Consider the following 11,074-nt stretch of genomic DNA (forward strand, 5'->3'; position numbering starts at 1 on the left):
GTCTTGCGATTGATGAAAGCCTGAAATGACTGGGTCTGATTTATTGCGCTTCGATCTTCGCTGCCTTGACCAGCGCGCCGTACTTCTTCGTTTCTTCAGCCTGATAGGCGGCCAGATCGACACCCGGCTTGGCCACTTCGCCGCCGGCTTCCTGCATCTTGGCGCGGAACGCCTCGGACTTCAGCGTTTCGTCCAGCACGCCGCGCAGCTTGGCGACGACAGGTTCGGGCAAGCCGGCAGGGCCATACAGCGCGAACCACAGGTTGATATCGACGGACTCGAAGCCCGGCGTCGCGGCCAGCGGCGCAATCTCGGGCGCGGCCGGCGAACGCTTGTTCTCGGTCAGGCCAAGTGCCACGATGTTGCCGCTGCGCACTTGCGGCAGGCCCGAAGACAGCACCAGCATGCCGTAATCCAGCTGGCCGCTCATCAGGTCGGTCACCAGCGGCGACACGCCGCGGTAAGGCACGTGCTCAGCGCGGGTGCCGGTGGCCTGGTTGATCATTTCGCCTGCCAGGTGCAGCGTGGTGCCCACGCCCGACGATCCGTAGTTGAACGTGCCGGGCTCGGCGCCGCGCAGCTTCTTCAGATAGTCGGCGGCGGTCTTCACGCCGGAGTTCTTGCTGGCTGCCAGCAACATCGGCTGCGAGGCCACCAGCCCCAAGGCGGTGAAATCCTTCGCGCTGTCGTACTTGACCGCGGTGTTGATCATGCGGGCGATCACCATTTCATTGGTGGAACCCAGGAAGATCGTATAGCCGTCGGGTGCCGCGCGCGCCACGCGTTGGGCGCCGATCGTGCCGCCGGCGCCGCCCACGTTTTCCACGACCACGGTCTGGCCCAGGCGCTTGCCCAGCTCTTCGCCCAGCAGGCGGGCAGTCAGGTCCAGGCTGCCGCCGGCCGGGTAGCCGACGATCAGCGACACGCTGCGGGCGGGATAGTCTGCCGCCAAGGCGGCGGGAGCGACGGCAACGGCCGAGACGGCACAGAGCGCAACAAGCGCTGCACGCAGCGGATGCAGGATGGACTTCATGTTTTCTTCCTTGGGGTGCTGAGGGTGGACGGCGTTGCCGTCTCGTTTGAGGTTTAGCGCCACATTTTCGCGGGCGGCGCACACGCCATCCGTGCCAAAACGGCATATCTTCGTGCTTATCCAGTTTGGCGGGCTGCCTGCGGATCAGGCCTTGCGGTTGGCGGTGGCTTCCCAGGCGGCTTCGGCCAGGTCCGTCAGCCGGGCCCGCGGACGGTACAGGCGTACCTCGAAGGCGATCTCTTCGCTGCGCCCGCCCAGCGCCGCCAGCGCGCCCCGTCGGCAATCGGCCGCCACCATGGACCACGGCAGCCACGCCACGCCCACGCCCTTGGCCACTGCGCCATGCGCGGCATCCAGGGAATCGCTGCGCACAAACGGCGTCAGCGCATAAGGCGTGGTTTCCAGGCGGTCGCCGACGATGCGCTCCATCGCCAGGCCGCCCGTATAGGTGATCAACGGCACCGGCGTGCCGCCGTCTTGCAGCGTGTAGCGAGCGCGGCCGCGCGTGTCCACCTGGCTGACCGGCACCAGTTTGTCGGTCGCCAAGGTCATGTAGCGGTAGCGCGCCGGGCTGAGCGGCACGGACAGCGCCGGGTGCTCGTAGCAGCACAGCAGGTCCACCTTGCCTTGCTCCAGCCGCACCACCAGGTCCTGCGCCTTGCCGGTGGACAGTTCCACCTGCGTACCTTCGGTCAGCACCTTGGGCGTGCGGTGCCGCAGGCGCGCGATCCAGTCCGCCACCAGCGTGCGGGCCAAACTGCGGCCGGTGGCGATGCGCAGCACCGCCTCGCCGCCCGCGCCCGAACTGCGGATGCGATGGCGCACCAGCCCCATCTGCTCGACCACCTGGGTGGCGGTCTTCAGCAGCGCCTCGCCTTCCGGGGTCAGCGTGACGGGCAGATGCTGCCGTTCGACCAGCGGCGCGCCCGCCCAGGCTTCCAGCGAGCGGATGCGCCGCCCGAACGCGGGATGCGTCACGTGGCGCAGTTCGGCCGCGCGCACGAAGCTGCCGGTGCGCGCCAGCGCGATCAGGTCTTCAAGGAGTTTCAGGTCGGCCATGAGGCGCAAGCTTACGCCATCGACCGACCGCCGGACCGCCGATCCTGCAGAGTCAACGCGCCGCCAGCCCCATCATGGCCAGCGTGGCCCGGCTCAGGTCGCTGTCCGGGTCTTCCAGTTCGTTGACCAGATCGAAGTGATTGCAGTGCGGCGTGGGAATGCGCGTAGACGCCAGGCCAGCCCCATTCCAGGCGGCTTCAAACGCCGCGGTCTGGTTCTTGAAGCCCTGCGTCTCCAGGCCGCCCACGGCCAGCAGCATCGGACCGGCGCGCTCCGGCAGGTTGAAGATCGGGCTCTGGTGCGCCGCTTGCTCGGGCGTCAGCCGCAGCCAGGTATTCGGCAGGATGTCGCACAGGGGCCGCAGGTCGAACAGGCCGCTTAGCGCCAGCGTCCCCTTGATCACGTCGTCCGGCACGCCATACCGGGCGGGCCAGCCGGGCGCGGCCAGCATGCCGGCCAGATGCCCGCCCGCCGAACTGCCGCCCACATACAGGCGGTCAGGATCGATGCCGTAGGCGGCCGCATGGAGATACAGCCAGGCCACGGCGGAGCGCACCTCGCGCACGACTTCGCCGAGCGTGGCTTCGGGCACCAGCGTGTATTCCAGCGTTGCAACGGCGGCGCCGGCGGCATTGAACGCTTCGGCCATCACCGGCGCGTCTTCCTTGCGTTGTGCGCGCCAGTAGCCGCCGTGGATGAAGACGAACAGCGGCGCCGGCGTCTGCGAGGCGGCCGGCAGGAACAGGTCCAGCCTTTCGTCCTGGCCCATGCCGTAGCGCAGGTCCAGCACGCCGGGGCGGCGCGTGCGCACCCGCGCTGACGACTCGGCGTAACGGCGCACGCAGGCGTCGAAATCCGCTACCGATTCGCGCGCGTTGTATTGGACGTCACGTTCGGCGATGGAAGAGAAGAAAAGGTCGATATCCGTGTCATGCATGGCGGGCCTGCGTGTCGGGCTGTGAAATGATTCGTTCGATGAACTGCGCAGTCTTGCGGTAATGGGCCGCCAGCATGGCGACCGAGCCTTCGATGTCGCGCGAGATCGCGGCATCCAGCAACTGGCGGTGCTCGTCATCGACATTGCGCTCCGGCCCGTACGCCGTGGCGCCGGCGCGCGCCGGGCGGCGGTAGCGCTCGGTCTGCGCGTAAAGCTGCGTGGACAGGTCCAGCAGCCAGTGCGACCGGCACGCGCCGATCAACGCATGGTGGAAATCCAGGTGGCGCGCCTCGAGCAGTTCTTCCAGCTCTTCGGAGGGCGGCTGCGCGTCGCCCGCGCGCTGCGCGGCCAGGGTCAGGGCGTGATAGGCGCCGACCAGCCGCGCTTCCCAGGCATCGTCGGCGTTGGCCAGCGAACGGCGCAACGCGTCGCAGTCGATCAGGATGCGGGTTTCACAGGCGTCCCACATTTCCTCGACCGACAAAGGCGCGATGCTGAAGCCGCGCGACGTCGTGTTGATGACCATGCGTTCGCTGCGCAAGCGGTTGAGCGCCTCGCGGATCGGGGAAAAGCTGCTGCCGTAGCGTTGCTTGAGCAGTTCCAGCCGCAGGGACTGGCCCGGTGCGAAGGCGCCGCTCATGATGTCGCGCCGGAGCAGGCGGTAGACCTGCTCGGACAGCGTGATTTCCTCTACTTCAGCGTTCCCGTCCGATCCAGCGTCGTCCTGGCGGGAAGCTTTGATTCTTGGCTTCAACATGCTCTCCAGATGTCAGCGGCTTGCCCGCCGGCCCGCGTACAGGCGGGTCATTCTACCCGCCTCATATCCCCAGATACCGCTGCGCCAGCTCCGGCTGCGCAGACAGTTCCGCCGGCTTGCCCGACCACGCCACGCGGCCCTTGTCCACGATGTAGTGGCGGTCGACCAACGTGGCCATTTCGGGCAGGTTCTTGTCGATGACGAGGATGGTCTGGCCCTCACCCTTCAAGGCGCGCAGGCAACGCCAGATCTCTTGCCGGATCAAAGGCGCCAGCCCTTCGGTGGCTTCGTCCAGGATCAGCAGCTTGGGGTTGGTCATCAGCGCGCGGCCCACGACCAGCATCTGCTGTTCGCCGCCGGACAAGGTGCGCGACGACTGCGTGCGGCGTTCCTTCAAGCGCGGAAAGAGCGCATAGACGCGTTCCAGGTCCCACCCGCCGGCGGCCGCGCGCGCGGTGGCCACCAGGTTCTCCTGCACGGACAGCGACCCGAACACGCGGCGCCCTTCGGGCACCAGCCCCACGCCCAGCCGCGCCACGGTGCTGGGCGCGGACCGGCCGAGGGTCTGCCCCCGGAACTGCACCGCGCCGCCGGTGGCGGGCAGCATCCCCATCAGGGTCTTGATGGTGGTGGTCTTGCCCATGCCATTGCGGCCGATCAGCGAGATCACCTCGCCTTCGCTGGCCTCGAACGACATGCCGAACAGCACTTTGCTGGACCCGTAACCGCCGGTCAGCCCGTCAACCTTCAACATGTTCTTCTCCCAGATAGGCCGCGCGCACCTCCGGATGCCGGCGCACCTCGTCGGGCGCCCCGCTGAACACCACGCGGCCGTAGACCAGCACGCTGATGCGGTCGGCCAGGGCGAAGACGGCGTCCATATCGTGTTCGACCAGCAAGATGCCGTAGTTGCCCTTCATGCCTTGCAGCAGTCGCGTCATACGCGCCGATTCCTCGGGCCCCATGCCGGCCATGGGCTCGTCCAGCAGCAGCAGGCGCGGCGACCGCGCCAGCGCCACGGCCAGCTCCAGCTGCCGCTTTTCCCCGTGCGCCAGGTCCGCCGAGCGCACATGGCGGCGATCCGCCAGGCCCACGTGCGTGAGCCACTGCATGGCCTCGTCCTTCAGCGCCGCGTCGTGGCGCGGGTTCGACCACGCCCCGAAGGCCGGGCCGTCCTTGAGCATGCGCGACAGGATCACGTTCTCAAGCGCGGTGTATTCGTGGCACAGCTCGGTGATCTGGAACGACCGGCCCAGGCCCAGCCGCGCGCGCTCGAAGGCGCGCAGGGCCGTCACGTCCTTGCCGTCCAGATGAATGCTGCCGGAGTCCGGCCGGATCTCGCCGCAGATCTGCGCAATCAGCGTGGATTTGCCGGCGCCGTTGGGGCCGATGATGGCGTGGATCTCGCCCGCCCGCACATCCAGGTCCACGCCGTTGGTGGCCACCACCGCGTCAAAGGCCTTGCGCAGCTGCGTCAAGCGCAACAGGCTCACGCTTGCGTCAGTCGGCATGGCGCGTCTCCAGCAGTTTTCCGAACAGGCCCTTCTGCCCCCACAGCACCACCAGCACCAGGATCGGCCCCATGTACAGCAGCCAGTGTTCGGTCAAGGACGACAGCATCTGCTCCAGCCCCAGGAACACCGCGGCGCCCGCGATCGGCCCCAGCAGCGTGCCCACGCCACCCAGGATCACGATGGCCATCAGTTCGCCTGACTTGGTCCACGCCGCCATGTCGGGCGTCACCAACCCCGCGTAGTTGGCCCACAGCACGCCGGCCAGGCCCGTGCCCACGGCGGACAGCACAAAGGCGCTCAGCCGGTAGGGCGTGGGCGCCACGCCCAGGTTCACCGCGCGCCGTTCGCTTTGGCGCAGCGCTTGCAGCACCATGCCGAAACGCGAGTTGGTGACGCGGATGCAGAACAGCGTCCAGGCGGTCAGCAGCGCCAGGCACACGTAATAGAACACCATCGGGCTTTCCAGGTTGATGCCCGGCAGCACGTTGCGCTGCGGAATCATCAGCCCGTCGTCGCCCCCGTAGAACTGCAGCGACACCAGCACGAAATACACCATCTGGCCGAACGCCAGCGTGATCATGATGAACTGCACGCCGCGCGTGCGCAGCGCCAGGTAGCCGAAGATCCAGCCGGCCAGCGCGCAGACCGCCAGCGCGATCGGCCACACCACCAGCGCCGCATTGCTGCCCGCCCAGCCGAAGATCGGCCCCGCTTCGGCGGTATGGAAGGCGATGATGCCCACCGCGTAGCCGCCCAACCCGAAGAACATGGCGTGGCCGAAGCTGACCATGGCGCCGTAGCCGATCACCAGGTCCAGGCTGACCGCCGCCAGCCCGTAGATCAGAAAACGCGTCACCACGCCGATCAGGAACGGCGAGCCCGAGGCCAGCGCCGCGGCCGGCAGCAGGATCAGCACCGCCAGGCCGGCCAGGCCCCAGCGGGCGCGATTAGAAAGTGTCTTAGCCATCATCATCCTCGCGCCGGGAACAAGCCGCCCGGCTTGGCGATCAGCACGATCGCCATCAGCACATAGATACTGGCCGACGCCAGGCCGGCCGCCAGCGGGTCCGCCGTGGCGGGCGAGAACACCGTGGACAGCATCTGCGGCAAGAAGGCCCGCCCCAGGCTGTCCACCATGCCGACCAGCAAGGCGCCAGCCAGGGCGCCACGCACCGAACCGACCCCGCCGATCACGATGACCACGAAGGTGGTGATCAGGATGCGTTCGCCCATGCCGATCTCAACGGCCAGCAGCGGCGCGGCCATCACGCCGGCCAAGCCGCACAGCAAGGCGCCCAGGCCGAACACCAGCGTGTAGAGCTTGCGGATGTCGACGCCCAACGCGTCCACCATTTCGCGGTCGTCGGCGCCCGCACGGATCAACATGCCGATACGCGTGCGGTTGACGAGCCACCACAGACCCACCGCCACCAGCGCGCCGATCGCGATAAACGACAGGCGGATCACCGGATACTGGAATCCCGGCGCCAGCGTGACTGCGCCTTCCAGGAACGACGGGATGCCCACGAGCGGCGGGCGCCGCCCGAAGATCAAGCTGACCGCTTCGTTCGAAAACAGCAGCAGGCCGAACGTGGCCAGCACCTGGTACAGGTGATCGCGCTTGTACAGCTTGCGGATCACCAGCACCTCGACCGACACGCCGTACAGGCCGGCACCCAACAAGGCGGCCAGCACGCCGGCCAGGAACGACCCCGTGGTGCCGATCGCGTAGGCGGCGCAATACGCGCCCACCATGTAGAAGGACCCGTGCGTCAGGTTCACCACGCCCATGATCCCGAAGATCAGCGTCAGTCCGGCCGCCAGCATGAAAAGCATGGCGCCGAACTGCAGGCCGTTTAGCAGCTGTTCGAACAGAAGCGTCATGATGGCATCTTGCAGAATTGGGCGTAGGCGTCCTTATCGTCGGACACCAGCTTGCGGACCAGGTGCGGCGACAACGTGCCGTCGCTGTCTTTGCCGATGCGCATCAGGTAGAGGTCCTGGATGGGATGCTGGTTGGTATTCATGCTGAACGTTCCGCGCAGCGACGTGAATTCCGGCTTGCGCAGCGCCGCGCGGAATTCCGCCGCCTTGGACAGGTCGCCGCCCGTGGCCTTCAGGCCCGCGCCGATCAGATTGGCGGTGTCGTAAGCCTGCATCGCGTAATCCGTCGGCACCCGGCCGTAGGCTTCTTTAAAGGCCTTTACGAATGCCTTGGACTGCGGATTGTCGAAGTCCTGCGACCAGATGCCGGTGGTGTAGGACCCGGCCGACGCGTCGCCCGTTGCCTGGATCATGCGCGCATCCATCGAAAAGCTGGGCATCAGCATCGGGATGGTCTTGTTCAAGCCCGCCGCCGCATACTGTTTGACGAAGTTGATGCCGGTGCCGCCCGGATGGAACTGGTAGATGGCCTCGGGCGCCAGCGAACGCAGGCGCGCCAGTTCCACCGAAAAGTCCGACTGGTCCAGCTTGGTATAGATCTCGGCCACCACCTCGCCCTTGTAGGTGCGCTTGAAGCCTTCGATCGCGTCGCGGCCCGCCTGGTAGTTGGGCGCCAGCAGCACCACGCGCTTGTATCCCAGCTCGTTGGCGGCCACGCCGCCCGCCGTATGGAAGGCATCGTTCTGATACGACGCCACGAAATAGTTAGGATCGCATTTCTCGCCCGCGAAATTCGACGGTCCGGGATTCAGGCTGACGTAGAACGCGCCCGACTTCACCACGCTGGGCACGACGGCGGCCAGCACGTTCGAGAAGTTCACGCCCGTAAAGAGCTTCACGCCCGATTGCAGCAGGCGGTCGGCGGCCTGCTTCGCATTGGCGGGCTTTAAGCCATCGTCTTCGATGACCAGCTGCACCGGCACGCCGCCCAGCTTGCCGTCGCCCTGCTTGATGGCCAGATTGAAGGCGTCGCGCTCGTCTTCGCCGATATAGCCCGCCGGCGTGGACAAGGTGGCGATGAAGCCGATCTTGACGGGGTCAGCGGCATGCGCCGCGCCCATTGCGGCAACCGCGCCCAGCACGGCGGAAAGCGTGGCGGCCACGCCGCCTTTTTTCTGTTTCATGATCATGTTTTTCCCCTTGGAGACTGCGTGGCCCGCCTGGCAGGCGGGGCCGAGTGACTGCTTGCGCTAGACCGCCACTACCGGATGGCGCAGCGTGCCGATGCCTTCCACGCACGCCACCACCACGTCACCCGGCCACAGCCATTCCTGCGGCTTGCGGCCCGCGCCCACGCCTTCCGGCGTGCCGGTGGCGATGATGTCGCCCGGCTCCAGCGTGATGCCGGCGCTGATGTCCGAGATCAGGAACGGCACCTTGAACAGCATGTTCCGCGTGTTGGACCCCTGCTTCTTTTCGCCGTTGACCGTCAGCCACAGGTCCAGCACCTGCGGGTCGGGGATCTCGTCGGCGGTGACGATGCACGGGCCGAACGGCGCGTAGGTGTCCTGGCCCTTCGAATAGATCCACTGGCCGGCGCGGCGGCAGTCGCGCGCACTCATGTCCAGCATCACGCTGTACCCGAACACGTAGGACAGGGCGTCAGCCTCGTCCACGCGCGAGGCGCGCCGGCCCATGATCACGGCCAGCTCCACTTCCCAGTCCAGCTGCTGCGTGATCTTGGCGTTGTGTTCGATGGCGTCGCCCGGTCCGATGACGGTGGTGGGCGGCTTGGAAAAGATCACCGGCTGCTTGGGCAGGTCGGCCGAGGTGTCCAGCGTGCGGCTGGATTCCGCCACGTGCTCCACATAGTTCAGGCCGATGCCGAAGATGTTCTTGCGCGGCCGCGGGATCGGCGCCAGCAGTTTCACGTTTTCCTGCGGCAGTGCGGTGCCCACCGGCCAGTTGCCGCGGTAGGACTCCATCAGCCGGCTGGCCTGCGCGACTGCCACGGGGCCCAGGTCGATGAACGCCAGCATGTCGTCGGGCAGGTCCACGCCGCCGGCGCGGCCCAAAAGGGCCAGGTCCACGACATAGCCTTCGGCCAGCGCGCCAAGGCGTGCGGCGGCGGTGGGATGAGCGCGAAAAGTCACCAAGCGCATAGGAACTCCATAGATTCAGGACGAGTTGAGTCAGGCGCGCGGACCCAGGCCCGCGCGGCGGATGAAAAATTCTGGAAGGGATCGGGCGGCGCTAGATCAGCACTTGATGGCCGTCGTTTTCCTTGACCGCTTCTTCGCGGTAGAGCGCCAGCGAGCGCATCACGGGCAGGTCGTTGAAACAGAACAGGCAGGCGTCGTCGTTGGCCGACAGGTTGGCGTGTTCGTGGATCGCCCAGGACGGCACGCAGAAGATGTCGCGCTCGGTCCAGTCGTAGCGTTTGCCGTCGATGATGGAAAAGCCGCTGCCCTTGGCCACCTGATAGAGGTAGCTGCCGGTATGGCGATGCGCCTTGGTGTGCTCGCCCGCGCGCAACAGCTGCATGCTGGCGCCGATGGTCGGCATGACGGGCCCGCCCGTTGCCGGGTTCACGTATTCCAGCAGGATGCCGTCATAGGGACTGCCGGCGGTGGTGCGCGCATAGCGGCGCAGGGCCTCGTAAGTGGGTTCCCATTCGTACTTGAACAAGGGCGAATAGGGCTTCGTCCAGCCCGACACCTGCGGGCGCAGCGCCGCGTGGCCCCAGGCCCCGCTGGTGTCGTCCACCGGGTACGTCACCGTCTGGTTCAGGTCGGGGTGCACGGCATAGAAGCCGGCTTCCAGGGCGTTGACCAACGGAATATCCAGGCCGTCCTGCCAGATGCAGGTGGTGCCGTCTTCGGACACGCCGTGCTCGTGCCAGGTGCCGTTGGGCGTCAGCACGAAATCGTTCGCGCCCAGCGTCATCTTGTGGCCGTCGACCACGGTGTAGGCGCCCTGGCCTTCCATGATGAAGCGCAGCGCCGAATGCGAATGCTTGTGCGCGGACGCCAGTTCTCCGGGTTGCATCACCTGCAGGCCCGAATACAGCCACCCCACGGCGGCGGCCACGTCGCGCCGGCCGGGATTGTTCAGATAGATGACCCGCCGGCCCGCCTCTTCGGGCGACACCAGTTCGGCCGACCGCAGCACATGGCCGCGCAAGTCCTGATAGCGCCACACCACCGGCACCGAAGCGGACCGCGGCGCCCAGGGCTCGATCTTGTTCGCCACCGTCCACAGCGCGCCCGTCTCCAGGCTCGCCAGTTCCTTGTAGTAGGCGATGCGCTCCGGCGAGTCGGCCACGTTGGCGCGGCCTGCGGTGTCTTCGCGGTAGGCGTCGTACCGGTTGGATTCCATCCCTTGCCCTCTTTTTATAAAAATCAGAAGATTTTCGAAAATAATAGAGGCGAGGCCGAAATCGGGCAATCTTTGCGCGCTAGGGGTTTTCCCGCTGCGCCAGATTTAGTTGGTGCGTCGTCAAAAAAATACTGTACAAAAACACAGTGCGACGTGATACATTTCGCTCGCCCGAAAAACTGTCGTCCAGGAGAATCCTGTGTCCGAAGCCGCTCATCTTGTTCAGTACATCGTCGTTCCCTACCGCGCCGCCGCCAACGGTGTCGCGCCAGGTGAAATCCGTCCGGCCAGCAGCGAATTCGGAGCCATCCGAATCGCCAATTCCATGGCCTCCAAATTCGCGGGAGTCGCCGCCTATGAAGTGTTGATCGACAAAGAAACCGGCGATATGGAATCGCCGCGCATCCTGATGCAGATCGGCACGGTGCCGTCGCTGGATGATTGACGTCTTGGGGGGGGGGGGGGGGGGGGGGGGGGGGGGGGGGGGCGGGGGGGGGGGGGGGGGGGGGGGG

12 protein-coding genes are annotated in these 11,074 nt (G+C 66.6%); 1 reads left to right on the top strand and 11 read right to left on the bottom strand.

What is annotated here, in order from left to right:
• Nucleotides 1–40: 40 nt before the first annotated feature.
• The 11 genes from AC27VE_RS27155 to AC27VE_RS27205 all read right to left on the bottom strand — a co-directional run bounded on the left by AC27VE_RS27155 (nt 41) and on the right by AC27VE_RS27205 (nt 10,562).
• Complete coding sequence (locus tag AC27VE_RS27155; RefSeq protein WP_035214063.1) at nt 41–1,033, bottom strand: Bug family tripartite tricarboxylate transporter substrate binding protein; 993 nt, start codon at nt 1,031–1,033, stop codon at nt 41–43.
• 144 nt (nt 1,034–1,177) lie between these two features.
• Nucleotides 1,178–2,092, bottom strand: coding sequence for a LysR family transcriptional regulator (locus tag AC27VE_RS27160; protein ID WP_488705489.1), 915 nt, complete (start codon nt 2,090–2,092; stop codon nt 1,178–1,180).
• A gap of 52 nt (nt 2,093–2,144) precedes the next feature.
• A complete protein-coding gene (locus tag AC27VE_RS27165) occupies nt 2,145–3,029 on the bottom strand; it encodes an alpha/beta hydrolase (RefSeq protein WP_488705490.1) in 885 nt (294 codons plus the stop codon).
• Nucleotides 3,022–3,783, bottom strand: a complete 762-nt coding sequence (locus AC27VE_RS27170) for a GntR family transcriptional regulator (RefSeq protein ID WP_035214064.1) — start codon at nt 3,781–3,783, stop codon at nt 3,022–3,024. Before AC27VE_RS27170 ends, AC27VE_RS27165 begins: the two co-directional genes overlap by 8 nt.
• 64 nt (nt 3,784–3,847) lie before the next feature.
• A complete protein-coding gene (locus AC27VE_RS27175) occupies nt 3,848–4,540 on the bottom strand; it encodes an ABC transporter ATP-binding protein (RefSeq protein WP_006227228.1) in 693 nt (230 codons plus the stop codon).
• Nucleotides 4,527–5,297 carry an ABC transporter ATP-binding protein gene (locus AC27VE_RS27180; protein WP_006227229.1) on the bottom strand — a complete coding sequence of 257 codons (771 nt, stop codon included), beginning with the start codon at nt 5,295–5,297 and terminating at the stop codon, nt 4,527–4,529. The genes AC27VE_RS27175 and AC27VE_RS27180 overlap by 14 nt, the downstream gene beginning before the upstream one ends.
• On the bottom strand, nt 5,287–6,273 hold the full coding sequence (locus AC27VE_RS27185) for a branched-chain amino acid ABC transporter permease (RefSeq protein WP_088591010.1): 987 nt from the start codon (nt 6,271–6,273) through the stop codon (nt 5,287–5,289). The genes AC27VE_RS27180 and AC27VE_RS27185 overlap by 11 nt, the downstream gene beginning before the upstream one ends.
• Nucleotides 6,270–7,184 carry a branched-chain amino acid ABC transporter permease gene (locus AC27VE_RS27190; RefSeq protein ID WP_006227231.1) on the bottom strand — a complete coding sequence of 305 codons (915 nt, stop codon included), beginning with the start codon at nt 7,182–7,184 and terminating at the stop codon, nt 6,270–6,272. The genes AC27VE_RS27185 and AC27VE_RS27190 overlap by 4 nt, the downstream gene beginning before the upstream one ends.
• Entirely contained in the window at nt 7,181–8,374 is a 1,194-nt protein-coding gene (locus tag AC27VE_RS27195) for an ABC transporter substrate-binding protein (RefSeq protein ID WP_175216777.1), read from the bottom strand. Before AC27VE_RS27195 ends, AC27VE_RS27190 begins: the two co-directional genes overlap by 4 nt.
• Nucleotides 8,375–8,434: 60 nt before the next feature.
• A complete protein-coding gene (locus AC27VE_RS27200) occupies nt 8,435–9,346 on the bottom strand; it encodes a fumarylacetoacetate hydrolase family protein (protein ID WP_488705491.1) in 912 nt (303 codons plus the stop codon).
• Nucleotides 9,347–9,437: 91 nt separating this feature from the next.
• Nucleotides 9,438–10,562: a cupin domain-containing protein gene (locus AC27VE_RS27205; RefSeq protein ID WP_006227234.1), complete on the bottom strand. Its 1,125-nt coding sequence runs from the start codon at nt 10,560–10,562 to the stop codon at nt 9,438–9,440.
• A 199-nt stretch (nt 10,563–10,761) separates the two neighbouring features.
• Between AC27VE_RS27205 and AC27VE_RS27210 the strand changes: the two genes are divergently transcribed.
• Nucleotides 10,762–11,007, top strand: coding sequence for a hypothetical protein (locus AC27VE_RS27210; RefSeq protein ID WP_006227235.1), 246 nt, complete (start codon nt 10,762–10,764; stop codon nt 11,005–11,007).
• Nucleotides 11,008–11,074 lie beyond the last annotated feature (67 nt).

This window comes from Achromobacter sp. 18P8.1.1, from assembly GCF_057799415.1.